20 protein-coding genes and 1 pseudogene are annotated in these 25,667 nt (G+C 60.5%); 10 read left to right on the top strand and 11 right to left on the bottom strand.

All coding sequences use genetic code 11. From position 1 onward, the window contains the following. Both ltrA and ettA read right to left on the bottom strand, forming a co-directional pair. Complete coding sequence (ltrA, locus tag ASC85_RS25735) at positions 1–1,416, bottom strand: group II intron reverse transcriptase/maturase (RefSeq protein ID WP_057451887.1); 1,416 nt, start codon at positions 1,414–1,416, stop codon at positions 1–3. A 568-nt stretch (positions 1,417–1,984) separates the two neighbouring features. Then, positions 1,985–3,649, bottom strand: a complete 1,665-nt coding sequence (ettA, locus tag ASC85_RS25730; RefSeq protein ID WP_013694244.1) for an energy-dependent translational throttle protein EttA — start codon at positions 3,647–3,649, stop codon at positions 1,985–1,987. Positions 3,650–3,920: 271 nt separating this feature from the next. On the opposite strand from ettA, the gene ASC85_RS25725 reads away from it, so the two are divergent. The 6 genes from ASC85_RS25725 to ASC85_RS25700 all read left to right on the top strand — a co-directional run bounded on the left by ASC85_RS25725 (position 3,921) and on the right by ASC85_RS25700 (position 13,312). Continuing rightward, entirely contained in the window at positions 3,921–7,769 is a 3,849-nt protein-coding gene (locus tag ASC85_RS25725; RefSeq protein ID WP_057451886.1) for a sensor domain-containing protein, read from the top strand. Positions 7,770–8,107: 338 nt separating this feature from the next. Then, a complete protein-coding gene (glyA, locus tag ASC85_RS25720; RefSeq protein WP_014340294.1) occupies positions 8,108–9,361 on the top strand; it encodes a serine hydroxymethyltransferase in 1,254 nt (417 codons plus the stop codon). Between the two features lie 203 nt (positions 9,362–9,564). Beyond that, a complete protein-coding gene (locus ASC85_RS25715) occupies positions 9,565–10,095 on the top strand; it encodes a hypothetical protein (RefSeq protein WP_057451885.1) in 531 nt (176 codons plus the stop codon). Between the two features lie 397 nt (positions 10,096–10,492). Then, on the top strand, positions 10,493–11,806 hold the full coding sequence (locus tag ASC85_RS25710; protein ID WP_046065064.1) for a C4-dicarboxylate transporter DctA: 1,314 nt from the start codon (positions 10,493–10,495) through the stop codon (positions 11,804–11,806). Positions 11,807–11,865: 59 nt separating this feature from the next. Further along, positions 11,866–12,570 carry a FadR/GntR family transcriptional regulator gene (locus tag ASC85_RS25705; RefSeq protein WP_057451884.1) on the top strand — a complete coding sequence of 235 codons (705 nt, stop codon included), beginning with the start codon at positions 11,866–11,868 and terminating at the stop codon, positions 12,568–12,570. 22 nt (positions 12,571–12,592) lie between these two features. Then, the gene (locus ASC85_RS25700) at positions 12,593–13,312 is read left to right on the top strand and encodes a GntR family transcriptional regulator (RefSeq protein ID WP_082534490.1); all 720 of its coding nucleotides are present in this window, start codon (positions 12,593–12,595) and stop codon (positions 13,310–13,312) included. Here the strand turns inward: ASC85_RS25700 and yjiA are convergent. The 5 genes and pseudogenes from yjiA to ASC85_RS25685 all read right to left on the bottom strand — a co-directional run. After that, a complete protein-coding gene (gene yjiA / locus ASC85_RS25695; RefSeq protein ID WP_013694246.1) occupies positions 13,304–14,272 on the bottom strand; it encodes a GTPase in 969 nt (322 codons plus the stop codon). The two genes, ASC85_RS25700 and yjiA, sit on opposite strands and share 9 nt — an antisense overlap. Before the next feature lie 291 nt (positions 14,273–14,563). Next, on the bottom strand, positions 14,564–14,698 hold the full coding sequence (locus tag ASC85_RS32760) for a YbdD/YjiX family protein (RefSeq protein ID WP_442966222.1): 135 nt from the start codon (positions 14,696–14,698) through the stop codon (positions 14,564–14,566). Positions 14,699–14,721: 23 nt separating this feature from the next. Further along, the coding region (locus tag ASC85_RS32755; protein ID WP_236712405.1) for a YbdD/YjiX family protein at positions 14,722–14,867 on the bottom strand (146 nt) is incomplete at its 3' end. Positions 14,868–14,882: 15 nt separating this feature from the next. Next, positions 14,883–16,832, bottom strand: a complete 1,950-nt coding sequence (locus ASC85_RS25690; RefSeq protein ID WP_057451896.1) for a carbon starvation CstA family protein — start codon at positions 16,830–16,832, stop codon at positions 14,883–14,885. Between the two features lie 5 nt (positions 16,833–16,837). Then, positions 16,838–17,182 (bottom strand): annotated as a pseudogene (locus tag ASC85_RS25685) (carbon starvation CstA family protein); the annotation flags it as partial. 158 nt (positions 17,183–17,340) lie between these two features. Here ASC85_RS25685 and ASC85_RS25680 point away from each other — a divergent pair. Then, positions 17,341–17,697: a PilZ domain-containing protein gene (locus tag ASC85_RS25680; RefSeq protein WP_024616903.1), complete on the top strand. Its 357-nt coding sequence runs from the start codon at positions 17,341–17,343 to the stop codon at positions 17,695–17,697. A 143-nt stretch (positions 17,698–17,840) separates the two neighbouring features. On the opposite strand, the gene radA is transcribed toward ASC85_RS25680, so the two are convergent. The 3 genes from radA to katB form a co-directional block, all read right to left on the bottom strand. Further along, positions 17,841–19,208 (bottom strand): DNA repair protein RadA, encoded by a 1,368-nt coding sequence (radA, locus tag ASC85_RS25675; protein WP_003185644.1) that lies wholly within the window; start codon positions 19,206–19,208, stop codon positions 17,841–17,843. A 196-nt stretch (positions 19,209–19,404) separates the two neighbouring features. Beyond that, positions 19,405–19,953 (bottom strand): ankyrin repeat domain-containing protein, encoded by a 549-nt coding sequence (locus ASC85_RS25670; protein ID WP_057451895.1) that lies wholly within the window; start codon positions 19,951–19,953, stop codon positions 19,405–19,407. A gap of 152 nt (positions 19,954–20,105) precedes the next feature. Further along, positions 20,106–21,647, bottom strand: a complete 1,542-nt coding sequence (gene katB / locus ASC85_RS25665; protein WP_057451883.1) for a catalase KatB — start codon at positions 21,645–21,647, stop codon at positions 20,106–20,108. A 282-nt stretch (positions 21,648–21,929) separates the two neighbouring features. Here katB and mscL point away from each other — a divergent pair, with 282 nt between their 5' ends. Beyond that, on the top strand, positions 21,930–22,343 hold the full coding sequence (gene mscL, locus ASC85_RS25660; protein WP_057451882.1) for a large-conductance mechanosensitive channel protein MscL: 414 nt from the start codon (positions 21,930–21,932) through the stop codon (positions 22,341–22,343). A 192-nt stretch (positions 22,344–22,535) separates the two neighbouring features. Here the strand turns inward: mscL and ASC85_RS25655 are convergent, their stop codons facing one another. Further along, positions 22,536–23,312, bottom strand: coding sequence for a ferredoxin--NADP reductase (locus tag ASC85_RS25655; RefSeq protein ID WP_057451881.1), 777 nt, complete (start codon positions 23,310–23,312; stop codon positions 22,536–22,538). Positions 23,313–23,605: 293 nt separating this feature from the next. Between ASC85_RS25655 and ASC85_RS25650 the strand changes: the two genes are divergently transcribed. Together ASC85_RS25650 and ASC85_RS25645 are read left to right on the top strand one after the other, a co-directional pair. Beyond that, complete coding sequence (locus ASC85_RS25650) at positions 23,606–24,319, top strand: autoinducer binding domain-containing protein (protein WP_057451880.1); 714 nt, start codon at positions 23,606–23,608, stop codon at positions 24,317–24,319. A 182-nt stretch (positions 24,320–24,501) separates the two neighbouring features. After that, complete coding sequence (locus ASC85_RS25645) at positions 24,502–25,641, top strand: methyltransferase (RefSeq protein WP_057451879.1); 1,140 nt, start codon at positions 24,502–24,504, stop codon at positions 25,639–25,641. Positions 25,642–25,667: the final 26 nt, after the last annotated feature.

The following is a 25,667-nucleotide window of genomic DNA, read 5'->3' as shown; positions in this document are numbered from 1 at the left end:
TTATGCGGATAAACCATTGATCGTATCCAGTATCGAGACCAGTCCAAACCGGTCCCATAGTTTCTTCGGTAACGCCTGATTCATATGTGACGCTCCCGAGTTCCACCAAGGACCTCGGCCATTGGCTGCTGATGTACGGGCACGCCCTTCGTGGATACCTAGGCGCATCAGGTTGCGTGTCCTCGTTGAGGGCTGCTTCCATTGACGCCAAAGGATGCATCGAAGTCTGYGTCGTACCCAGCCATCCAACTCCTCAAGTGCCTTCCTGCTTTGGCTGAGTTTGAAATAGCCTGCCCAGCCACGCAGCATCGGGTTTATCCGTTCGATGACGTCCGCCATCTTATGACCCCGTGCTCCGCGCAACAGATCTCTGAGCCGGTCGCGTAGGCGATGCAGGCTCATGGTCGCCACTTTCAGTCTCGGCTGTTTATGCCAGCTCATCCCATAACCCAGGTAATCGCAGACCCACGGCCTTGCCACACGGCTCTTCTCCCGACTCAGCGCCAGTTTCAGCCGCTGATTCAGGAAGCGCTCAACCCCGGCCAGCACTCGTTCGCCAGCACGACGACTGCACACATAAATGTTTGCATCATCGGCATAACGCACGAAGCGATGACCCCGCCATTCCAACTCTCGGTCGAGTTCGTTGAGCAGGATGTTCGACAGCAACGGCGAGAGCGGGCCGCCTTGCGGCGTCCCTTCCTGCCGTCGGCTGACGATCCCACCCGACATGAGTCCGGCTTCGAGGTAACGACGGATCAGCCTGAGCACCCGCTTGTCTTCGATTTGACGCTCGACATAGGCCATCAAAACATCGTGGTTGACCCGATCGAAGAACTTCTCCAGATCAAGCTCCACGCACCAGCGGTGACCCGCCGCCACATGGGCGCGGGCTGTTTCGATGGCTTGGTGAGCGCTTCTGCCCGGGCGAAAGCCGTAGCTGTAGTCCGAGAACAGAGGGTCGAAGATTGGTGTGAGCTGTTGCAGCAGGGCCTGCTGGATTAGGCGATCCACGACACAGGGAATGCCCAACTGCCGTGTTCCGCCTTTGGGTTTGGGGATTTCGACGGCGCGTACACCTTGCGGGTGATACTCACCGGCCAGCAACCGAGCCTTGAGGATYGGCCAATACTGATTCGTGTAGTCCGCCAGTTGCTCCACCGTCATGCCATCGGCACCCGGTGCGCCCTTGTTACTGACCACACGTTGATACGCACGCCGCAGGTTGGCGGGTGCAAGCACCCGCTCCATCAGCGTGTCCGGCTCCGCGTTCGTCCACGCCACAGACGCCGTCGATGTTTGTGCCCTGCCAGCCGTCATCCTCGGATACCGTCCGGGACTTGGGGTAGCAGTTTTCTCTTGGAGAATATTCCGCGTTTCAACATTCGACGAGACTCTGACGCCTACTGGCGGCATAACCTGTTCGGCCCTTCATCGACCCGGTTACGGCGATTACTACGGCTTCAGCTGACTTCTGCATACTCATCCCGTCGCCTCTCGACGCTCGGTAGCACAGTGGCAAGCATGCAGATCTCCCAGGGTAATTCGCGCGACCTTCCTGCTTATGCCTGTCGGATATACGTCGTAGCGCTCCGTGCAAGTATTGGGCTTTGACGATATGGGCCGTCTTACCCCGCTACGCCGCCTCATCCGCTTCCTGTTCGTCAGGCCAGCATTTTGCCTCGGGCTTCCTTCAGATTCGCAGTCACCCGCGACACCCTTGCCTCTGGCTAACACTTCCCCTTGCCGGGTGTGTAAAGGACTTTCACCTCCAAGTCACCAGCATGGCCACCACAGCCAAACTGGTTGCGCTAACGCGCAACGCGCCATGCCTGGCGCACCCATGTAAAGGACTTTCACCTCCAAGTCACCAGCATGGCCACCACAGCCAAACTGGTTGCGCTAACGCGCAACGCGCCATGCCTGGCGCACCCATAAAAAAACGGAGCCTTCGAAGGCTCCGTTTTTCATGCAAGCGACCGAATCAGGCCAATTTCTTGTGCCGTACGCGATGCGGCTGGGCAGCAGCTTCGCCGAGGCGTTTCTTGCGATCGGCTTCGTACTCGGTGTAGTTGCCTTCGAAGAACACCGCTTGCGAGTCGTCTTCGTACGCCAGGATGTGGGTCGCCACGCGGTCGAGGAACCACCGATCGTGGGAGATCACAATGGCGGCGCCCGGGAAGTCCAGCAAGGCTTCTTCCAGGGAACGCAGGGTTTCGACGTCGAGGTCGTTGGACGGTTCGTCGAGCAGCAGGACGTTGCCGCCCTCCTTCAAGGTCAACGCCAGGTGCAAGCGACCGCGCTCACCACCGGACAAGTCCTTGACGAACTTCTGCTGGTCGCCACCCTTGAAGTTGAAACGGCCCACATAAGTGCGCGACGGGATTTCATAGTTGCCGATGCGGATCTGGTCGGAACCGTCGGAGATCTGCTGGAACACGGTCTTGCTGCCGTCCAGGTCTTCGCGGCTCTGGTCGACGCAGGCCAGTTGCACGGTCTCGCCGATTTCGATGCTGCCCGAATCCGGCGTTTCCTTGCCCATCAGCATGCGGAACAGCGTGGATTTACCCGCGCCGTTACCGCCGATCACACCGACGATGGCACCTTTTGGCATGGAGAACGACAGGTTGTCGATCAGCACGCGGTCGCCATAACCCTTGGAGACGTTCTTGAACTCGATGACCTTGTCACCCAGGCGCGGACCGGCCGGGATGTAGATCTCGTTGGTTTCGCTGCGCTTCTGGAATTCCTGGGATTGCATTTCCTCGAAGCGTTGCAGACGTGCCTTGGATTTGGACTGGCGAGCCTTGGCGCCTTTGCGCACCCACTCCAGTTCTTCCTTCATGGCTTTTTCATGGGCCGACTGCTGCTTGGATTCCTGGGCCAGACGATCGGACTTGGCTTCCAGCCAGCCCGAATAGTTGCCCTCGTACGGAATGCCTGCGCCGCGGTCGAGTTCCAGGATCCAGCCGGCGACGTTGTCCAGGAAGTAACGGTCGTGCGTGATCGCAACCACGGTGCCTGGGAAGTCGTGCAGGAAGTGTTCGAGCCAGGCGACGGAATCGGCGTCCAAGTGGTTGGTCGGTTCGTCGAGCAGCAGCATGTCCGGGGCCGACAGCAGCAGGCGGCACAGGGCCACGCGGCGCTTCTCACCACCGGACAGGTGTTCGACCTTCGCGTCCCAGGCCGGCAGGCGCAACGCATCGGCGGCGACTTCCAGCTGGCGGTCCAGGTTGTGGCCGTCGCTGGCCTGCAGGATCGCTTCGAGCTTGGCCTGTTCGGCGGCCAGCTTGTCGAAGTCGGCATCCGGATCGGCGTAGGCGGCATAGACCTCGTCGAGGCGCGCCTGGGCGTCCTTGATCACGCTGACCGCTTCCTCGACCACTTCACGGACGGTCTTGCTCGGGTCCAGCTGCGGCTCCTGGGGCAGGTAGCCGATGTTCAGGTCCGGCATCGGGCGGGCTTCGCCGTCGAATTCGTTATCGACGCCAGCCATGATTTTCAGCAGCGTGGACTTACCCGAACCGTTGAGGCCCAGTACGCCGATCTTGGCGCCGGGGAAGAAGGACAGTGAAATATTTTTCAGGATTTCCCGCTTCGGCGGAACTACTTTGCTCAGCCGATGCATGGTGAAGACGTATTGAGCCATGGTGAACCTAGCGTCAGTGACAGGTGAAAAGAACGAGCCAGGCCATGCGCGGCACCGGCACTTGACGGTCATCAATGCCTGCGCGCGGATAGAGCCTGGGAATCTGGAGCTGGAACGCTCTTGTTTGACCGGCAAAGCTACCTCAACCGTCGGTCAAGGTCCAGCCGCCAAGGGCTGGCACTTTGCCACAAGTCAAGGCATGCTAGCCGCCCTTCGGGCGTCCGGCTTATAGTGCACGTCGCGCCAGTCCAGCAAACCGCAGGATTACAGCTTGTCCAACGTCACTCCGCCCCTGTCCCCTCGCGCACCCGCTGTCGTGCCCGGCTCGCCCCTGCGCGGGACATTGAAGAGTGCGCTGGCCACACTGGTGTTGCTGTTGCTCGGCTTGCTGTTCTGGCAATTGCTCGACCAACTGCGCGAAACCCAACAGCAACAACGCCAATACACCATCGACTACACCGCCGATCTCGCCGCGCAGGTCAGCCTGAACATGGCCCTGAACGCGCAAATCGCCCTTAACCTGCTACCGATCGTCGAACAACCCCAAACGGGCGACGAACAGCGGGCCCTGGTGCGCAAACTCCAGCAATCGCTCCCCGAATTGCGCAGCCTAGCCCTGTTGAGCCCTTCCGGCCGAGTGCTCAGTGACAGCGACGCCGACAGCCATGACGCCGATTACCTGGGTGAACTGGTGCGACGCAGCCGGGCCCAGGCCCATTACTTCAGTAATGCCGAAGACGGCTCCGTGGTGCATCTATTGCTGCACCAGGCCAGCGGTAGCAGCCGTGGCTACTGGGCCCTGCGCCTGAACCCGAAGTTTTTCTCCACCCTGACCAAGCAGACCGATACGGGGCTGCGCCCGCTGTGGCTGGTGGAAAACCGTCTCAACCAGCAGATCATCAGCCGCGAAGAAAGCCTGCCCTCGAGCAGCCCTACCCATTTGTCCCCGGATGACCTGGATAACACCGTACTGACCGTGCCCTTGAGCAGCAGCGACTGGCAACTGCGGGGGCTGTTCGACCGTCGCCAGGTGATCGAACAACTGCTGCCGGCCTTCATCGGCAAATGCCTGCTGGGCCTGGCGTTTTCCTTGTTGCCGGTGATTGCGCTCCTGAACATGCGCCGGCGTCAGCGGCAGTTGCATGAAGGTCGGCGACGCTACCAGGATATTTTCGAAGGCACTGGCGTGGCCCTGTGCGTGCTCGACCTGTCGGGGCTCAAGGCCTTTTTTGAGCGGGCCGGCCTGCACACGGGCGATCAATTGCGCGCTTGGACGAAAATCTCCCATCAACTCGAGCAATTGCGCCAGGAAGTCCACGTCACCGAAGTCAACCAGATGGCGTTGAAACTGCTCAACGTCGATTCCCGCGACCAGGCCTGGCAACTGCTGGTCGGCAAGGGCGCCCAGGGCAACAACCCCGTTGGCTCGAAGCTGCTCGAAGCGCTGCTCGATCAACACAAGCAACTGGAACTGGAAATCAAGCTCCAGGACGCTCATGGCCGCGACCAGCACCTGTGGCTGGTGCTGCGCCTGCCGGAAAAACAGCAAGACCATAACGCGGTCATCCTGAGCATCAGCGACATCACCAGCCGCAAGCTGATCGAGCTCTCGCTGCTCGAACGCGAGGGATTCTGGTCCGACGTGGTGCGCACCGTGCCGGATCATCTCTATGTGCAGGACGTCATCAGCCAGCGGATGATCTTCAGCAACCACCACCTGGGCCAGACCCTGGGGTACGACCGCACCGAACTGCACCAGATGGGCGAGTACTTCTGGGAAATCCTGCTGCACAGCGACGACGCCGATCACTACCACGGCCTGCGCCAGGAACAACGCCGGGGCGGGTACACGCAACTGTTGCAATGCCAATTGCGTTTTCGCCATCGCAATGGCAAATGGCGTTGCTTCGACATCCGCGAACAGGCCCTGGCCCGGGACCGGGACAACCAGGTGACACGAATCATCGGCGTGGCCAAGGACGTTACCGAGCAGATCGAGGCCAGCGAATCGCTACGTGACAGCGAGCAACGCTACCGGATGCTCGCAGAAAGCATCAGCGACGTGATTTTCTCCACCGACAACAAGCTTTCGCTCAACTACGTCAGCCCGTCGGTGCAAGCGGTGCTGGGCTACACCGCCGACTGGATCTTCCAGAACGGCTGGCAATCGATCATCGCCAACCCGCAACAACTGACCGGCATCTACAGCCTGATGGACCGGGTCAGCAAGGCCCTCGACAAGCCCGAACAATTGGCCGAGCTGCGCAACCAGATGCAGACCCAGTTGTTCCTGTTCGACTGCCTGCGTGCCGACGGGCGCAAAATTCCCATCGAGCTGCGGCTGATACTGGTGTGGGATGAACGCGGCACGTTCGAAGGCGTGCTCGGCGTCGGTCGCGACATCAGCCAGCAGCGTCGCGCCGAAAAAGACCTGCGCATGGCCGCTACGGTCTTCGAGCACTCGACCTCGGCGATCCTGATCACCGACCCGGCCGGCTACATTGTCCAGGCCAACGAAGCCTTCAGTCGCGTCAGCGGTTATGCCGTGTCGCAAGTGCTGGACCAGTTGCCCAACATGCTGACCGTGGACGACCAGCAGGAAGCCCACTTGCGCTACGTGCTCAAGCAATTGCAACAGCACAGCACCTGGGAAGGCGAAGTCTGGCTCAAGCGCCGCAATGGCGAACATTACCCGGCCTGGGTCGGCATCACGGCCGTGCTGGATGACGAAGGCGACCTGGCCAGCTATGTATGCTTCTTCAGCGACATCAGCGAGCGCAAAGCCAGCGAGCAGCGCATTCACCGCCTGGCCTATTACGACGCCCTGACTCACCTGCCCAACCGCACGCTGTTCCAGGATCGCCTGCACACCGCGCTGCAATCGGCCGACCGGCAGAAGACCTGGGTCGTGCTGATGTTCCTCGACCTGGACCGCTTCAAGCCGATCAACGACTCCCTGGGCCATGCCGCTGGCGACCGGATGCTCAAGGAAATGGCCACGCGCCTGCTCGGCTGCGTCGCCGACGACGACACCGTGGCGCGCATGGGCGGCGACGAATTCACCCTGCTGCTGCAACCACGTGTCAGCCGCGACATGGCGCTGAACCGGGCCATCAACGTCGCCGAGCAGATCCTCGCCAGCCTGGTCCGGCCATTCGTGCTCGAAGGCCGGGAGTTCTTCGTCACCGCCAGTATCGGTATCGCCCTGAGCCCCCAGGACGGCAACGAACTGAGCCAGTTGATGAAGAACGCCGACACGGCCATGTATCACGCCAAGGAGCGTGGCAAGAACAACTTCCAGTTCTATCAGGCCGACATGAACGCCAGCGCCCTGGAGCGCCTGGAGCTGGAAAGCGACCTGCGCCACGCCTTGGAACAGAACGAGTTCGTGCTGTATTACCAGCCGCAGTTCAGCGGCGATGGCAAACGTTTGACCGGCGCCGAAGCCCTGCTGCGCTGGCGCCATCCGCGACGCGGGTTGGTGCCGCCGGGGGACTTCATCCCGGTGCTCGAAGAACTTGGCTTGGTGGTAGACGTGGGCGACTGGGTCATCACCGAAGCCTGTCGGCAGCTCAGGACGTGGCACCAGGCCAAGGTCCGGGTGCCGAAGGTATCGGTCAACATTTCGGCCCGGCAGTTCTCCGACGGCCAGCTGGGCACGCGCATCGCCAATATCCTGCGCAGCACCGGCCTGCCACCAGCCTGCCTGGAGCTGGAACTGACGGAAAGTATCCTGATGCGCGAAGTCAGCGAGGCGATGCAGATCCTGGCCGGGCTGAAAAACCTCGGCCTGAGCATCGCCGTCGATGACTTCGGCACCGGTTATTCGTCGCTCAACTACCTCAAGCAATTCCCCATCGACGTGCTGAAGATCGACCGCACCTTCGTCGACGGCCTGCCGTCCGGCGAGCAGGATGCGCAGATCGCCCGGGCGATCATCGCCATGGCCCACAGTCTCAATCTGGCGGTGATCGCCGAGGGTGTCGAGACCCACGAGCAACTGGACTTCTTGCGCGAACACGGTTGCGACGAAGTCCAGGGCTACCTGTTCGGCCGCCCGATGCCGGCCACCCGGTTTGAAGCGCAGTTCAGCAATGATGCGTTGTTCATGCTCGACTGAGGCCTTGTACTATCTGGGCCGGCCTCTCGCGGGCAAGCCTTGCTCCCACAAGGGAACGCATGCTTCTGTGGGAAAGCCTTGCTCCCACAAGGGAACGAGGGCTTCTGTGGGAAAGCCTTGCTCCCACAGGGGAAAGCGGGCTTCTGTGGGCAAGCCTTCCTCCACAGGGGAAAGCAGGCTTCTGTGGGAGCAAGGCTTGCCCGCGATGAGGCCAGTACAGGCAACACCCCTCTTGCGTGAAACCCATTCGTCCGCGACATGACGCCCTTTCATATGCCTTCCAAAACCGGTTGAGGTAGAATGCCCCCCTTTTCTGCCCCCGATCCTTGAGGACCGCCATGTTCAGCCGTGATTTGACTATTGCCAAGTACGACGCCGATCTCTTTGCCGCCATGGAGCAAGAAGCTCAGCGCCAGGAAGAGCACATTGAGCTGATCGCTTCGGAAAACTACACCAGCCCCGCGGTGATGGAAGCTCAAGGCTCGGTACTGACCAACAAGTACGCCGAAGGCTACCCGGGCAAGCGCTACTACGGTGGTTGCGAGTACGTCGACGTGGTCGAGCAACTGGCCATCGACCGCGCCAAGCAACTGTTCGGTGCCGACTATGCCAACGTCCAGCCGCACGCTGGCTCCCAAGCCAACTCCGCCGTGTACCTGGCGCTGCTGTCGGCCGGTGACACCATCCTGGGCATGAGCCTGGCCCACGGCGGTCACCTGACCCACGGCGCCAGCGTTTCCTCCTCCGGCAAGCTGTACAACGCCGTCCAGTACGGCATCGACGGCAACGGCCTGATCGACTACGACGAAGTCGAGCGCCTGGCCCTCGAGCACAAGCCGAAAATGATCGTGGCCGGTTTCTCCGCCTACTCCCAAGTCCTCGACTTCCCGCGTTTCCGCGAGATCGCCGACAAGGTCGGTGCCTACCTGTTCGTCGACATGGCCCACGTTGCCGGCCTGGTCGCTGCTGGCGTCTACCCGAACCCGGTGCCATTCGCCGACGTGGTCACCACCACCACTCACAAGACCCTGCGCGGTCCACGTGGCGGCCTGATCCTGGCGCGCGCCAATGCCGACATCGAGAAGAAGCTGAACTCCGCCGTATTCCCGGGTGCCCAGGGTGGCCCGCTGGAGCACGTGATCGCAGCCAAGGCGATCTGCTTCAAGGAAGCCCTGCAACCTGAGTTCAAGACTTACCAGCAACAAGTGGTGAAGAATGCCAAGGCCATGGCCGGCGTGTTCATCGAACGTGGCTTCGACGTGGTGTCCGGCGGTACTGAAAACCACCTGTTCCTGCTGTCGCTGATCAAGCAAGAGATCTCCGGCAAAGACGCCGACGCGGCGCTGGGCAAGGCGTTCATCACCGTCAACAAGAACTCGGTGCCAAACGACCCACGCTCTCCGTTCGTCACCTCGGGCCTGCGTTTCGGTACCCCGGCCGTGACCACTCGCGGTTTCAAGGAAGCCGAGTGCAAGGAACTGGCTGGCTGGATCTGCGACATCCTGGCGGACCTGAACAACGAAGCGGTCATCGACGCCGTGCGTGAGAAGGTCAAGGCCATCTGCAAGAAGCTGCCCGTCTACGGCGCTTAATCAGCCCGCTAGAACGCAGTTTGAATAAGGCCCGCATCGAAAGATGCGGGCCTTTTTTTATTGCCCGGCAGAACAGGGCCAAACAACTAACACCATCCAACACTTAATTTTCTGCAATACAGAAAACTCCACACGTAATTAATAAACCCATACGATCCTCCTGCCCCCTGAACTTAATCACTCAAAACAGGACGCTTATTCACATGGACAGTGAACAATCCTTTAATGCAACACTCAGCATGTTCAACACCCGCGTAAATCTACTGGAAAGGCTGCATGGCAAACCCGCAATGGCGACCATCAGTTCATTCAGTGGTGGATTCTTTACCGGTAGACCCCAAACCCAGGATCACTCCAGCCTGCTCGGCATGCGCGCCGAAGCCCCGGATGTGCGCAACGAGCCGTTGCAGCTGCACTTGCGGCATACCGCGGGTGGCTACCTCCTGACCCTGAAAAACACCGGTGAACACTACAACAAACTGATCAGTAAAAGCTGGCTCGAAGTATTTGGGGCAAGTGATCCAAACACTCGCAACCCGACTCTTTTCAGCCTGGTCGATCATCAGCACAACATCATCACGCGCAAGCACATCAAATCCCGCCATGTCCCCATCTCGCTCATGACAGGCAACAAGAAACATGTCGGGGGATTAAGGGTACGCGGCTCGCCTTATCTTTATCTTGCCGAGACAGACGAACAGTCAAAAGCGACGTTCATTCTGAGCATCCTTTGAGAAAAGTACGCGTCGCTCTCTTTTACACTTAACAACCAAATTGTGGCGAGGGAACCGGGCTGCCCTGTAGGAGCTGCCGAAGGCTGCGATCTTTTGATCTTGATCTTTCGCTCGCGACTCAATTGTCCGGGACAAGATCGCAGCCTCGTTGCACTCGACAGCTCCTACGCAGCGGCATCTGCGGCAACTTTTTTCAAGCCGAGAAAAGGCTCAAGGACAAGGCTCGCGCCGTAACTGGTAAGACCGGTCAAGCCAGATCAGCACGATCTAGCTTGCATACCCGCGAAAACAGCGCCTAGACTGCACACGCACTGGACAAACCGGTAAGACCACAATAATGAAGTCCCGACGCCAGCCCTCCCTGGCGAACAAGGACACCGAACCAGGAATCCCTCCCATGCTCAAATGGTGCTCGCGGTCGATCTTCCTTCAAGTTGTCCTCGGACTGGTGCTCGGCATCGTCTGCGGGCTTACCCTTCCCGAATATTCTGCACAGCTCAAACCCCTCGGCGACGGCTTTATCAAGCTGATCAAGATGCTCATCGGCCTGATCGTGTTCTGCGTGGTGGTCAGTGGTATCTCCGGTGCCGGCGATCTCAAGAAGGTCGGGCGCATCGGCCTCAAGTCGGTCATCTACTTCGAAATACTCACCACCATCGCCCTGGTCATCGGTCTGGTCCTTGCTTTCAGCACAGGCATTGGCAGCGGCGCGAACATCCACCTGGAGCAGCTCTCCAGCGCGGACGTGAACGACATCGCCCAGCGCGGCCAGCACATGGTCACCACCACCCAGTTCCTGATGAACCTGATTCCGACCTCGGTGATCGGCGCGTTCGCGGAAAACAACATCCTGCAGGTGCTGCTGTTTGCCGTGCTGTTTGGCAGTGCGTTGAATCTCGTCGGTGACGCCGCTTCCGGCATTTCACGCCTGATCAACGAACTCAGCCACGTGATCTTCCGCATCATGGGCATGATCGTGCGCCTGGCCCCGATCGGCGTCTTCGGCGCCATTGCCTTCACCACCAGCAAATATGGCCTGGAGTCGCTCCAGCACCTGGGCAGCCTCGTCGGCCTGTTCTACCTGACCTGCATCGCTTTTGTCGCGGTGATCCTGGGTGTGGTGATGCGCGTGTCGGGCCTGCCGATGCTGCCGTTCCTCAAATACCTGCGCGAAGAGCTGTTGATCGTACTCGGCACCGCGTCGTCCGACGCCGTGCTGCCGCAAATCATGCGCAAGCTCGAACACCTGGGGATCGGCAGTTCCACTGTGGGCCTGGTCATTCCAACCGGCTACTCGTTCAACCTGGATGGTTTCTCGATCTACCTGACCCTGGCCATTGTCTTCATCGCCAACGCGACCGGCACGCCCCTGGCCATGAGCGACCTGTTGACCATCCTGCTGGTCTCGCTGATCACCTCCAAGGGCGCCCACGGGATTCCCGGCTCGGCGCTGGTGATCCTGGCGGCCACGCTGACCGCGATCCCGGCGATCCCGGTGGTCGGCCTGGTGCTGGTGTTGGCCGTGGACTGGTTCATGGGCATCGGTCGCGCCCTGACCAACCTGATTGGCAACTGCGTGGCCACCGTGGCGATTGCCCGCTGGGAAAAAGACATCGACATCCCTCGGGCGCGCAAGGTGCTGTCCGGCCAACAAGGCTATACCTTCCAACCCAGGAAACCGGTGGGCAGTGCCCATCACCAGCAATTCTGAAAGACGGCGATGCCGGCCCGCGAACCGGCATCGCCTGATTGATTTCCAAGGAGTCACATGTGATCAGTTCATCGACCGTCGTCAATTCCGTGGTGGAGAAACTCCGCGCCGCCCTCGCCCGGGGCCAGTGGCGCTCGGGCGACATGCTGCCCGGCCAACGCGAGCTGGCCGAGCAACTGGGCATCAGCCGGCCCAGCCTGCGTGAAGCGGTGATTGTGCTGGAGACCCTGGGCCTGGTGCGCTCGATGCCCGGCAAAGGCGTCGTGGTGCTGGAGGCCCATCTCAACGATGCTGCCAGTGAAGGCAGCGCCATGGCCGGCGCGAGCCTGGAAGACCTGCTGCAACTGCGCTACACCCTGGAACCCTTCATCGTCGGCCTTGTGGCCCAGTCCATCAGCAGCAAGGAGATCGGCCAGTTGCGTCTGACCCTCATGGACATGCGCGAAGCCCTGGAAGCCAACGACAGCGATGCCTGCGCCAACGCCTATATCGCCTTCCATGAAGAATTGTTTGCCCTGACGTCCAACCCGATCTTCCAGAACGTGGTCCAGCAGACCAGTAACGCCCTCAAGCAGAGCGCCGATGTGTTGCGCAATTCGCCCGAGCACCTGGCCGAACGCCTGGAAGAAAACGAAGCCGTGGTCCGTGCCATCCGGGGCAAGAACAGCGCCCAGGCCAGCGCCGAAATGCGCCGGCACATCCTCCGGGAAGGCCAGCGCATGGGCATCGAATTGAACATTCCGGACGACAACCTCGGCACCTGAGCCGTTGCCTGTGGAGACCGCCATGAATAACCTCATGCCCCATCAACCCCAGCACAACCACAACGTGCTGGCCGCCCTGCCCCTGCCTGGCCGGGTCGGCAAACCGTCGGTGGACGATATCTACCCGCGGATCTTCGACGCCATCCTCGAACAACGCATTGCCCCGGCCAGCCGCTTCACCGAGGAAAGCCTGGGGGATGTGTTCGGCGTCAGCCGCAGCGTCATTCGCCGCGTTCTGGCGCGCCTGTCTCATCAGCAAGTAGTGATCCTGCGGCCCAACCACCGGCCACAAGTTGCCGCGCCAGACCTGGAGCAGACCCGGCAGATCCTCCACGCTCGCCGCCTGGCAGAGCAGACCCTGGTGCGCCTGGCCTGCAAGGCGCCGCAGCCCAAGGACTTGCAACAGCTGCGCGATCTGGTGGAGCTCGAACGCCAGTGCCTGGATCGTGGTGAACGTGGCCCGGCGATCCGCCTGTCCGGCGAGTTTCACCTGCAACTGGCGGCCATGGCCGGCAACGCGCCGTTAATGCAATTTCTCGGCAGCCTGGTGCCGCTGACCTCGCTGGCCCTGGCCCGACACGAGGTCAAGTCGCGCCGGCACTGCGCCTGGCAGGAACACCTGGCAATCGTCGACGCCGTGGAAAGCCGCAACGTCAACGAAGCGGTGCGGCTGATGGACGAGCACCTGGACCATCTGGAGCAAAAACTGCTGCTGGCCGCAGGCGCGGGATCGTCAAAGTAGCGCGGCTTCGAAGCCGGCGCGGATCTTCTCTTCCGGCAGTTCGTCGGCGATGAACACGATCACGCTTTCCCGGGCTTCGCCGGGGGCCCATTCGGTGTCCCAATCGAAACCGTACAACTTGAGCACGCCCTGGAACACCAACCGACGGGGTTCGCCGGCGATGTTCAGCACGCCCTTGTAGCGCAGCAATTGCTTGCCGTGCTCTTCCAGCAACTGGTTCATGAACTCGCTGAGCTTGTCGATATCCAGCGCCTTGTCGGTACGCAGAACCAAACTGCTGATGCGATCACCCGGGGTGGCCTTGCCGACCGGTCGCAGGCTGAACCCTGCACCCAGGTCCGCATTGAGATTGAAGCCACGAATATCGAGCAGTTCGGCCAGGTCGATCTTGCCGTGTTCGACCACCCTGATCGGCGCGCGCCGGTTGATGCGCGTCAGGCGCTCGCCAAGGGCCTGGACCTGGGCCGCGTCCACCAGATCGGTCTTGCTCAAGAGCAGGCGGTCGGCAAATCCGACCTGGGCCTGGGCGATGGCCTGGGTCAGGTGGACATCGGCATGAGCGGCGTCCACCAGCGTAAGAATGCCGTCGAGGATATAGCGCTCGCGCAGGTCCTCGTCGATGAAGAACGTCTGCGCCACCGGGGCCGGGTCGGCCAGGCCGGTGCACTCGATGACCAGGCGATCGAAGGCGATCTCGCCGCTGTCCAGCCGCTCGAGCAACAGGTACAGGGCCTTGGTCAGGTCGGTGTGGATGGTGCAGCACACGCAACCGTTGGCCAGGGTCATGACTTGCACCGGCTCGTCGCCCAGCAGTTGGGTGTCGATGCCGGCATCGCTGAATTCGTTCTCGATCACGGCGATTTTAAGGCCGTGCTCGGCCTTGAGCAGATGGCGCAACAGCGTGGTCTTGCCGGCGCCGAGGAAGCCGCTGAGGATGGTGACCGGGATGGGAGAGGACAAACTGAATCTCCTTGATGCCTGAAAGGGAAGCGATTTTGTGGGAGCGAGCCTGCTCGCGAAGGTGGTGGATCAGTCGACATTATCATTAACTGACACTCCGCTATCGCGAGCAGGCTCGCTCCCACAGGGATCTGTGGTGTATGCACATCTTGAGACCACCCCAAAAACAACTGTGGGAGCGAGCTTGCTCGCGAAGGCGGTGGGTCAGTCAACATCAATGCTGCTGATCCACCGCCATCGCGAGCAGGCTCGCTCCCACAAGGGTTGCATCATCCACYGGCAATCAGCGGATCAACAGCACTTGGGCCCACCCTTGCCGCCGTAACGGGCCTCCTGGCGTTCRCGAAAGAACGCCTCGTAGTCCATCATCGGCTTGTCCGGGTGCTTGGTTTGCATGTGCTCGACGTAGTTGTCGTAGTCGGGCATGCCGACCATCAGGCGGGCGGCCNCGAAAGAACGCCTCGTAGTCCATCATCGGCTTGTCCGGGTGCTTGGTTTGCATGTGCTCGACGTAGTTGTCGTAGTCGGGCATGCCGACCATCAGGCGGGCGGCCTGACCGAGGTATTTACCCAGGCGACTCAAGTCATTGAACATCGTTGCAATCCTCTATCAAGCGTCYGGCAGRGCCTGGAATGGCGCTTCTTTGTCCGTGCGYTCCTTGGTGCCCCAGGCGGCGATGCCGACCTTGAGCGCGTAGAACAGGATGCTGAAGACCACGAACAGGAACAACACCGTCAGCGTTGCGTTGGTGTAGGCGTTGAACACCACGTGCTGCATCTGCTCGATGCTCTTGGCCGGGGCCAGGATCTGGCCGGCGGCCAGGGCATCGTTGTATTTGCGYGCCAGGGCCAAAAAGCCGATCGCCGGGTTGGCGTCGAACAGCTTGATCAGGCCCGCSGTGGTGGTGCAGATCAGCAGCCAGMYCGCCGGCAGCAKSGTSACCCAGACGTAGCGCTGGCGCTTCATCTTGATCAGGACCACGGTGGCGAGCATCAGGGCGATACCGGCCAGCATCTGGTTGGAGATGCCGAACAGCGGCCACAAGGTGTTGATGCCGCCCAGCGGATCGATCACGCCCTGGTACAGCAGGTAGCCCCACAGCGCCACGCAACCGGCGGTGGCGATCAGGTTGGCCGGCCAGGATTCRGTGCGCTTGAGCGAAGGCACGAACGAGCCGAGCAAGTCCTGCAGCATGAACCGCCCGGCACGGGTGCCGGCGTCCACCGCGGTGAGGATGAACAGCGCTTCGAACAGGATCGCGAAGTGGTACCAGAACGCCATGGTGTTCTCACCCGGCAGCACCGAGTGCAGGATCTGCGCAATACCGACCGCCAGGGTCGGCGCACCGCCGGCACGGGCCAGCACGGTGGTCTCGCCGATGTCCTTGGCCACCGCTTGCAGCGCCTCGGGGGTGATTGCAAAACCCCAGCTGCTGACGGTCTGGGCCACGGCCACCACGTCACCGCCGACGATCGCCGCCGGACTGTTCATGGCGAAGTACACGCCTGGCTCGATCACCGAAGCGGCGACCATGGCCATGATCGCCACGAAGGACTCCATCAGCATGCCGCCGTAACCGATGTAGCGGGCGTTGGTTTCGTTATCCAGCAGCTTGGGCGTGGTGCCCGAGGAGATCAGCGCGTGGAAGCCCGAGACCGCGCCGCAGGCGATGGTGATGAACAGGAACGGGAACAGACCGCCCTTCCAYACCGGTCCSGTGCCGTCGGTGAACTGGGTCAGCGCCGGCATTTTCAGCTCGGGCATGGTGACCAGGATGCCGATCGCCAGGGCGACGATGGTRCCGATCTTGAGGAATGTGGACAGGTAGTCCCGCGGCGCCAGGATCAGCCACACCGGCAGCACCGCCGCGACAAAGCCGTAGCCGATCAGCATCCAGGTRATCTGGATCCCGGTGAAGGWRAAGGCCTTGGCCCAGACCGGATCGGCAGCRATYTGCCCGCCCAGCCAGATCGAACCCAGCAGCAACAGCACGCCGATGAKCGAGATTTCACCGATGCGGCCCGGGCGGATGTAGCGCATGTAGATGCCCATGAACATCGCGATCGGGATGGTCGCCATCACCGTGAAGATSCCCCACGGGCTCTCGGCCAGGGCCTTGACCACGATCAGCGCCAGCACCGCGAGGATGATGATCATGATCAGGAAGCAGCCGAACAGCGCGATGGTGCCAGGGATGCGGCCCATTTCCTCGCGCACCATGTCACCCAGGGAGCGCCCRTTGCGGCGGGTGGACAGGAACAGGACCATGAAGTCCTGCACCGCACCGGCCAGCACCACGCCGGCGATCAGCCAGAGCGTGCCGGGCAGGTAGCCCATCTGCGCCGCCAGCACCGGCCCGACCAGCGGCCCCGCACCAGCAATGGCCGCGAAGTGGTGGCCGAACAGAATGTGTTTGTTGGTCGGGACATAGTCCAGGCCATCGTTGTTGAGCACGGCGGGGGTGGCCCGGCGCGCATCGAGTTGCATCACGTTGTTGGCGATGAAGAGGCTGTAGTAGCGGTAGGCGACCAGGTAGATGGCCACGGCTGCGACGACGATCCAGAGCCCATCTGCGCCGCCAGCACCGGCCCGACCAGCGGCCCCGCACCAGCAATGGCCGCGAAGTGGTGGCCGAACAGAATGTGTTTGTTGGTCGGGACGTAGTCCAGGCCATCGTTGTTGAGCACGGCGGGGGTGGCCCGGCGCGCATCGAGTTGCATCACGTTGTTGGCGATGAAGAGGCTGTAGTAGCGGTAGGCGACCAGGTAGATGGCCACGGCTGCGACGACGATCCATAAGGCGTTGATCGCCTCGCCTCGACGCAATGCCACGACGCCCAAGGCGCACGCTCCTACGACGGCCAGCAGTAGCCAGGGTAGATGGCGCAGCAGGCTATTATTGTTTTTCATTTTTATATTCCAGCCAGGGTGGACAAGAAAGATAGCCACAGGAGTTTAGCGCTAACCCGGGCAAAGGCCATACTCGACGTTCGTTTGTCAGCGGCCGAACGGTGACGATGCCCCGTCAGTTGGGTCTATAGTCAATGAATCTCCAGAGGGAATGCGTAATGAGCGAACGTCGCCGCTTCGTACGAGTTGACTTCCATGCCAGGACCGAGCTGAGCCAGGGTCCGTTCATCTGGCCGGTAGAGTTGCTGGATCTGTCCCTCAAGGGATTGCTGATCAAGAAACCCGAACCCTGGCTTGGCGATATCGAACGACCCTTCATGGCCGATATTCATTTGAGCCCTGATGCTGAGATCAAAATGGAAGTTCGTTTGGCCCATGATGACCACGGTCACCTGGGCTTCGCCTGCGAGCACATAGACCTGGACTCCATCGCACACCTACGCCGGCTGGTAGAGCTGAACGTGGGCGACCATGACGAGCTGGAGCGGGAGTTGGCGGCGTTGATCCAGATTTGAATCCAGCGGTGCCCCCTGTGGCGAGGGGATTCTGTGGGAGCAAGGCTTGCCCGCGATGGCGGCGATGCGGCCCTTCAAAATCGAGTCGTCTGCATCGCGAGCAAGCTTTGCTCCCACATGCCTTCCTTGCGCAATTGCCAGTGCTATTCGAACAATGCATCCAACGCCTGTTCCAGACGTGTCACCGCAATGATCTGCAACCCCGGCGGGGCTTCCTTCGGCGCGTTGCCCTTGGGCACGATGGCGCGTTTGAAGCCGTGCTTGGCCGCTTCCTTGAGTCGCTCCTGGCCACTGGGCACCGGCCGCACTTCGCCCGACAGCCCCACTTCGCCGAACACCAACAGGTCGTGGGGCAGCGGCCGGTTGCGCAGGCTGGACATGACTGCGGCCATCAACGCCAGGTCGGACGCGGTTTCCAGCACCTTGACCCCACCCACGACGTTGAGGAACACGTCCTGGTCGTGAGTCGGAATCCCGCCGTGTCGATGCAACACCGCCAGCAACATGGCCAACCGATTCTGATCCAGGCCCAGGGTGACCCGGCGCGGGTTCGCCAGGTGGCTGTCATCCACCAGCGCTTGCACTTCGACCAGCATCGGCCGGGTGCCTTCCCACGTTGCCATGACCACGCTACCGGGGACTTCTTCCTGGGCACGCGTCAGAAAGATCGCCGAAGGGTTTGAGACTTCTTTCAGGCCTCTGTCGGTCATGCCGAACACACCCAGTTCGTTGACAGCGCCAAAGCGGTTCTTCACCGCCCGCAGCAAACGCAGGCGCCCGTCGGATTCGCCTTCGAAATACAACACGGTATCGACCATGTGCTCCAGCACACGCGGCCCCGCCAGTGCGCCTTCCTTGGTGACGTGGCCCACCAGGAAAATCGCCGTGCCGCTCTGCTTGGCGTAGCGCACCAGCAACGCCGCACTTTCGCGCACCTGGGACACGCCGCCCGGGGCCGATTGCAGCTGTTCGGTGAAAATCGTCTGGATCGAGTCGATCACCATCACCTTGGGTTTTTCCAGGCGCGCCGTGGCGATGATGGTCTCGATGCAGGTTTCGGTCATGACCCGCAACTGGTCCTGGGGCAAGCCCAGGCGCCGGGCGCGCATGGCGACCTGCTGCTGGGATTCTTCGCCAGTGACGTACAGCGCCGGCATGCGGGTGGCGAGGTTGCACAAGGTTTGCAACAAGATGGTGGATTTGCCGATGCCCGGATCGCCGCCGATCAGCACCACCGAACCGTCCACCAGGCCGCCGCCGAGCACGCGGTCCAGTTCACCGGATGCGGTGGAGAAACGCGGGATTTCTTCGACACTGACTTCGGCCAGGGTCTTGATCTGCGCCTGCTGACCGGCCCAGCCCGTACGACCGGTGGGTGCCGCCGCACCGCCGCTTTCCACCATGGTTTCAGTCAGGGTGTTCCAGGCCCCGCATTCGCTGCACTGGCCGGCCCATTTGGGAAAGGTCGAGCCGCACTCGGTGCAGCCGTACATGCGCTTTGCCTTGGCCATCTGAACTCCGGGTAAAAACCGCGATGATAGCCCAGTCGGTGGCCTGTACGGCCAGTTCGTTAGCTCAAATTCGGATGCCAGAAGTTCATAGCCAAGGCGCTGTGACGAGTCATAGCCCGCTATGGCGAGGAACAGCAACGCAGGATATGGGCTTCTGGCGCCGAAGTTGGGCTGACAGAACTGGCCACACAGGCCACTAGCGCGGGGCCGGCATTCTGATTTCCCCCCTCGCCAGATCCACTGCGGTGTTGCCCAACGGGTCCTGGGCCTGCAGATCGGCGCCCTTGGCCTGCAAGGCGTCGAGCAACTCGGCACGTTTGAACAGGCCGGCATACATCGCCGCGGTCTGCCCGGCGCCGTTGCGTTGGTCCGGGCTGCAATCGGTGGACAGCAAGCGACGCGCGATTTGCACTTCGCCCTTGAAAATCGCGCCCATCAGCGCCGTGTTACCGCGTTTGTCCTGGGCACAGGCATCGGCGCCAGCGGCCAGCAGCCGCTCCACCGCCGGGCCGTGACCGTGATAAGCCGCCAGAATCAGCGCGGTGTAGCCCTTTTCATCCTGGGTATTGAGCGAGTAACCGGCCTCGATAAAAGTCTCGAGCATCGGCACATCGCCGCGGCGAGCGGCGTCGAAATAATAGTTTTGCAACTGTTCCTGGACCGCAGCCGGTTCGGTGGGTATCGGCTGATCGGCCAGTACGCTCAGTGACCAGGTCGCAAGCATCGATAAAAGAAATCTGCGCATCATGACGTCTCCTCTGGCAGATGACTGTGGGGGCATGGTTGTGGGAGCAAGGCTTGCCCGCGATGCAGGCAACTCGGCCTGGTTTCAGACCCCTGCGCCTGTTTCGCGAGCAAGCTTTGCTCCCACAGGCCATGCACCTGCCTGGCTGTGGATCAGTCAGTCAGTTTTTCCGCCAGGGCCTTGACCCGGGCCAGATCGCCTTTGGCGACACGAGCCACGCCAGTGCCGTACTCAGGGTCAGCCTTGTAGAGGAACGACAGGATGATGTGCTTGCTCTCGTCATCGGTGGTCGCCAAAGAGCCGCCAAAGCTGTCGATCAGGTCATCACGCTCTTTCTTGCTGAACGATCGATACAAATCACCGGCCTGCTTGAAGTTCTGCTCGCGCTGGATCTTCGCCTGCTGGGTACTGCCGCTCAGCGCAGTCTGGCTATAGCGTGCCGCTTGCGGTTCTTCACGCGGCGTCAGGCGGCTCGGCTGATAATTCACCCCGGTGCTGGTGCTGCCTGGGTTCATCGCACCGTCCTGGTTACCGTTGTTCACCGCCACCTTGGGGGCGTTGATCGGCAATTGCAGGGCATTGGCGCCTATCCGGTACATCTGCGTGTCGGCGTAGGAAAATACTCGCCCCTGGAGCAAACGATCCTCGGAAGGTTCGATACCCGGTACAAGATTGGCCGGCGCCATGGCCACTTGCTCGGTTTCCTGGAAGACATTCGCCGGATTGCGATTCAAGACCATTTGCCCGACTTTGCGCTCAGGCACGCCCGGCCAGATCTTGGTCGCATCCAGTGGGTCGAAGTCAAACTTGGCAAGGTCCTGTGGATTGAGCACTTGGACGTACAAGTCCCACTTCGGGAAGTCGCCCTTATTAATATGAGTCACCAGATCATTTGTCATATGGCTGTAATCTTGACCCTGAACTTTCACAACTTCTTTCGGATCGAGATTTTTCAAGCCCTGCAAACTTTTCCAATGAAACTTCACGTAATGAACTTCACCCTTGGCGTTAACCAGTTTGTAGGCATGTACACCGTTGCCGTCCATTTCGCGGTAACTGGCCGGTGTCCCGGAGTTGGAATACAACTCGGTCAGGGTGCGGGTCGATTCTGGAACATGGGAGAAGAAATCGAAGCGGCGTGAATCATCGTCCAGGTTGGTGCGCGGGTCGGGTTTGAAGGCGTGGACCATGTCCGGAAACTTGATGGCATCGCGGATGAAGAAGGTCGGGAAGTTGTTACCCACCAAGTCCCAGTTACCGTCGGCGGTGTAGAACTTCGTGGCGAAACCACGGGGGTCGCGCAGGGTTTCCGGCGAATGATTGCCGTGCACCACGGCAGAAAAACGCACGAACACTGGCGTGACCTGGCCTGCGGCAAAGACTTTGGCCTTGGTCAGGTCGCTGAGATCGTCGGAAACCGTGAAGGTGCCGTGGGCACCGGTCCCGCGTGCATGCACCACGCGCTCGGGGATGCGTTCACGGTCAAAGCGCTGGAGTTTCTGGATCAACTGCACGTCTTGCAACAAGGTCGGGCCGTTGGGGCCTGCCGTTTGCGAGTTCTGGTTGTCGCCGACAGCCGCACCGTTGTCCCGGGTCAGAGTGGCCGCGTTGACAGACAAGGACAAAAGGCTCGCGGTCAGCACAAAAAAAGCGCGGCGATGGGAATAAGCCCCGTGGCCAAGGGAAGTGTTCATAGGCGTGTTCCTCTGATGTTATAGAGCGCATCCATGTGCGCCATCCAGAGGCTAGTGCTCGGAAAAGGAAAACCTAAATAGAAATGCCGTACCGTGTCGATAGAAAAAACGTTGTGGGGCGCCAGGCTGAAACCGCGTATCACGCGCGATTGATGGCACTTTGAAAACTTTTCACCCAGGACCGGGTCGATAACTGAAGCTTTGTAAGCAGGCGTTTCGAGCAAGACTCGTTGGGCTGACTTACACTGCCACTCATCTTTAATCTGTCACAAGGAATAACTCATGGGCGTGCTAAGCGAGTTCAAGGCCTTCGCGGTCAAAGGCAATGTCGTCGACATGGCCGTCGGGATCATCATCGGTGCCGCTTTCGGCAAAATCGTTTCGTCATTCGTTGGCGACGTGGTCATGCCTCCCATCGGCCTGCTGATTGGTGGAGTGGACTTCAGTGACCTGGCCATCACCCTCAAGGCCGCCCAGGGTGATGCGCCTGCCGTTATGCTGGCCTACGGTAAATTCATCCAGAGCACCATCGACTTCATCATCGTGGCATTCGCCATTTTCATGGGCGTCAAGGCGATCAACCGCCTCAAGCGCGAAGAGGCCGTAGCCCCCAGCGCGCCGCCTGTTCCGACCAAGGAAGAACTGCTGCTGAGTGAGATTCGCGACCTGCTCAAGGCTCAGAACGAGCGGCCCTGAACCTCCCTCCATCGATAGCACCTGTGGCGAGGGAGCTTGCTCCCGCTGGGTTTTGTAGGAGCTGGCGAAGCCTGCGATCTTTTGATCTTGATCTTGATCTTGATCTTTCGCTTGAGATTCAAGCGCCAGGGGAAAGATCGCAGCCTCGTTGCACTCGACAGCTCCTACACAGCTCCTACATGCGTGGGTTTCCTACCAGTAGTTTTCCACCGCCACCTGTCCCGGCCGACGGGTCAGGCTCAGTTGCAGCCCCCTGGCCTTGAGCAGCTTGCGCGTGTCATCGATCATTTGCGGATTGCCGCACAGCATCACTCGCGAATGCTCCGGCGTCAGCGCTACGCCGGCCGCCCGCTCCAGCTCGCCATTTTCGATCAGCGTGGTGATCCGCCCACTGAGCGCCCCCGGATACTGTTCACGGGTGACGGTCGCAATGAAACGAAACTTATGGGCGTACTCGGCCAGGTAGTCGCGCTGGGGCAGTTCCTTGATCAGCGCCTGATACGCCAGCTCCTGCGCCTCGCGCACGCTGTACACCAGGATGATCCGCTCGAATTTTTCCCAGGCCTCGAAATCCTGGAGGATAGAAAGAAACGGCGCCACCCCTGTCCCGGTGGACAACAGCCACAAATCCCGACCATCGACAAAGCGATCCAGCGTCAGATAGCCGAAAGCCTGGCGATCCACCAACAGTTCGTCACCCGGCCGCAGGCGGCTAAGCTCACTGGTGAACTCGCCATCGGGAACCACGATGGAAAAGAACTCGAGGAACTCGTCGAACGGCGAAGACACCATGGAATACGCCCGCCAGACGGCGGTCCCGTCCGCCTTGACGACCCCCAGCCGAGCAAACTGACCCGCCCGAAAGCGAAAGCCGCGATCCCGGGTCGTGCGCAAAGTAAACAAATGAGGCGTCAACGGTTGGACATCGAGCAGGGTTTGGCGGCTGAACTTCTCTGCGCTGTCGGTCATGAGCCACTCCAATGGGACGAGACTTGCAGTGTCCCGCAAAGCGAGCGTCTTCACCACCGATGACGAGTAATGGCACTTTAGCCAGAAACAACGTCTGCCCAACAAAATCTTTTACCTGACTTATACAAACCCCACAAAACTGTAAAAACAATCAACTAAAAAGTTTAGTTTCTTAAACATCTCAAAATGTAAGCAAACTAAAAAAAACTCACTACAAATTAAGAATAGTCCTACACTCAAATTCCGCATCATGGATTGGATCCGCATGGACGAATCAAACCCAGGAGAGAGCGATGGACAAGTGGAAGGACTTGTTATTGAGGAAGCTATCCTGCGAAAAGGACCTGCAGACGGCCTATCGTCTGGTCCTGAATTTCTTTAACAATCAGGGATTTGAATATTGCGCATATGCAGCCTATCTAGGAAGCCCCGACAAACACACCAGCAAGGTGAACCTGAATAACTACCCTTATGGATGGGACAGACTTTATGAACAAAATGGCTATGCGTCGAACGACCCATTAGTAGCACATTGCAATCAATCCCCACTCCCCATCTTGTGGGATGAGACTGTTTTTTCTCAAGCCCCCAAGTTATGGCGAGAACTTAATCGACAAGGACTCAAGTACGGCTGGACCCAGTCCGTTCATGATGAACAGGGCGCACATTGCAGCCTGTTCAGCCTCGCACGGAGCCACTGTCCCATCGATATCGAGGAGCACTATGCAAATCTCGGCTACGCCATCTTCGCCAGTCAAAGGCTGCATGCACTCGCCGGCAAAAAATTGTCTGACGCCTTCGAAGTCCAGCCCAAATGCCACCTGTCACCCAGAGAGATCGAAGTGTTGAGGTGGTCTGCCGAAGGCAAGACGGCGTCGGAAGTGGGCAGGATTCTCTGTCTTTCCGAACGGACCGTGAATTTCCATGTGTGCAGTTGCATGCGAAAACTGAACGTCAGCAATAAAATTTCAGCGGTGGCAAAAGCCGCCCAGATCCATGTGATCTGAACAGTGAAGTGACAGCGCCGGGCTGAAAAACCCGCGAGTAATGTGCAACAAAAAAACGTACCATTTACGGTTCCACTTGGATGATGCCGCTTCTTGCACGCGACGCAGTTCATTCAGGCGGTCCCGCACAGACACCTATCTCCAGGCAGCGGGACATTCGTTGATCTCCAGAGTCCCCAGCCATGCCCCTGCTCGACAGCCCCTTCGCCCAACTCGACCTGATCCGCCAACCCGAACAGCAGAACGAACCGCTGCAAGCCTTCGATGCGGCTGATGAATACCTGCTCGCGTACCTGGCCGAACAACAGCCGAGCGCGCAGACTGGGGTCCTGGTACTCAATGACAGCTTCGGCGCCCTGGCCGCCAGCCTGGCGGGCAACGTCCTGGTGACCAGCAGCGGTGACTCCTTCCTGGCATTGCAGGCGCTGGAGAAAAACCTGGTGCGCAACGGCCGCCCCTTCGATGCGGTGCCGACGCTACCTGCCAGCGAGCCACTGACCGGCCCGTTCGATCGCGTCCTGATCAAAGTACCGAAAACCCTGGCCTTGCTGGAGGAGCAACTGATTCGCCTGCAAGGCCAACTCGCGCCAGGCGCCCAGGTGATTGCCGGGGCCATGATCAAGCACCTGCCCCGGGCCGCTGGCGATTTGCTGGAGCGGTATATCGGCCCGGTGCAGGCCTCCCTGGCGGTGAAAAAAGCACGGCTGTTGATTGCCACGCCACAACCTGGCGCTTCACAAGGCAGTGCGCCGATCGTATCGCCCTACCCCACGCGTTACTGGCTGGACGAGCCGAAGATCGAGCTGCTCAACCACGCCAATGTGTTCTGCCGCGAAGGCCTGGACATCGGCACCCGCGCGTTCCTCCCACATTTGCCGAAAAACCTCGGGACGGCACGGGTCGCGGACCTGGGGTGCGGCAACGGCGTGCTGGCCATCGCCAGCGCCCTGCAAAACCCCGAGGCCCACTACACCCTGGTGGACGAGTCGTATATGGCCGTGCAATCGGCAGCCGAGAATTGGCGTGCGGCCCTGGGCGAACGCGAAGTGACCCTGCGGGCCGGTGATGGCCTGGCCGGACAAGAGGCGCAGTCACTGGACGTGGTGCTGTGCAATCCGCCCTTCCACCAGCAGCAAGTGGTGGGCGATTTCCTCGCCTGGCGGATGTTTCAGCAGGCTCGCGAAGCGTTGGTGGTGGGCGGCGCGCTGTACATCGTCGGCAACCGGCACCTGGGCTACCACAGCAAACTGGCGCGGTTGTTCCGCGGTGTCGAGCAAGTGGCCGCCACGCCGAAATTCGTGATCCTCAAAGCCCGCAAATAAATCGTCCCCTGTGGGAGCAAAGCTTG

Origin of the sequence: Pseudomonas sp. Root401, from assembly GCF_001425105.1 — a bacterium.
In the GTDB taxonomy this organism is placed as follows: Bacteria; Pseudomonadota; Gammaproteobacteria; order Pseudomonadales; family Pseudomonadaceae; genus Aquipseudomonas; species Aquipseudomonas brassicacearum.
This window is presented reverse-complemented; position numbering and strand designations above follow the sequence as displayed.

What these genes read in the sequence shown, in the direction of transcription:
- ettA (WP_013694244.1), bottom strand. Translation starts at nt 3,649, where the DNA reads ATGGCTCAATACGTCTTCACCATGCATCGGCTGAGCAAAGTAGTTCCG.
- glyA (WP_014340294.1), top strand. Translation starts at nt 8,108, where the DNA reads ATGTTCAGCCGTGATTTGACTATTGCCAAGTACGACGCCGATCTCTTT.
- ASC85_RS25715 (WP_057451885.1), top strand. Translation starts at nt 9,565, where the DNA reads ATGGACAGTGAACAATCCTTTAATGCAACACTCAGCATGTTCAACACC.
- ASC85_RS25710 (WP_046065064.1), top strand. Translation starts at nt 10,493, where the DNA reads ATGCTCAAATGGTGCTCGCGGTCGATCTTCCTTCAAGTTGTCCTCGGA.
- ASC85_RS25700 (WP_082534490.1), top strand. Translation starts at nt 12,593, where the DNA reads ATGAATAACCTCATGCCCCATCAACCCCAGCACAACCACAACGTGCTG.
- ASC85_RS25680 (WP_024616903.1), top strand. Translation starts at nt 17,341, where the DNA reads ATGAGCGAACGTCGCCGCTTCGTACGAGTTGACTTCCATGCCAGGACC.
- radA (WP_003185644.1), bottom strand. Translation starts at nt 19,208, where the DNA reads ATGGCCAAGGCAAAGCGCATGTACGGCTGCACCGAGTGCGGCTCGACC.
- ASC85_RS25670 (WP_057451895.1), bottom strand. Translation starts at nt 19,953, where the DNA reads ATGCGCAGATTTCTTTTATCGATGCTTGCGACCTGGTCACTGAGCGTA.
- katB (WP_057451883.1), bottom strand. Translation starts at nt 21,647, where the DNA reads ATGAACACTTCCCTTGGCCACGGGGCTTATTCCCATCGCCGCGCTTTT.
- mscL (WP_057451882.1), top strand. Translation starts at nt 21,930, where the DNA reads ATGGGCGTGCTAAGCGAGTTCAAGGCCTTCGCGGTCAAAGGCAATGTC.
- ASC85_RS25655 (WP_057451881.1), bottom strand. Translation starts at nt 23,312, where the DNA reads ATGACCGACAGCGCAGAGAAGTTCAGCCGCCAAACCCTGCTCGATGTC.
- ASC85_RS25650 (WP_057451880.1), top strand. Translation starts at nt 23,606, where the DNA reads ATGGACAAGTGGAAGGACTTGTTATTGAGGAAGCTATCCTGCGAAAAG.
- ASC85_RS25645 (WP_057451879.1), top strand. Translation starts at nt 24,502, where the DNA reads ATGCCCCTGCTCGACAGCCCCTTCGCCCAACTCGACCTGATCCGCCAA.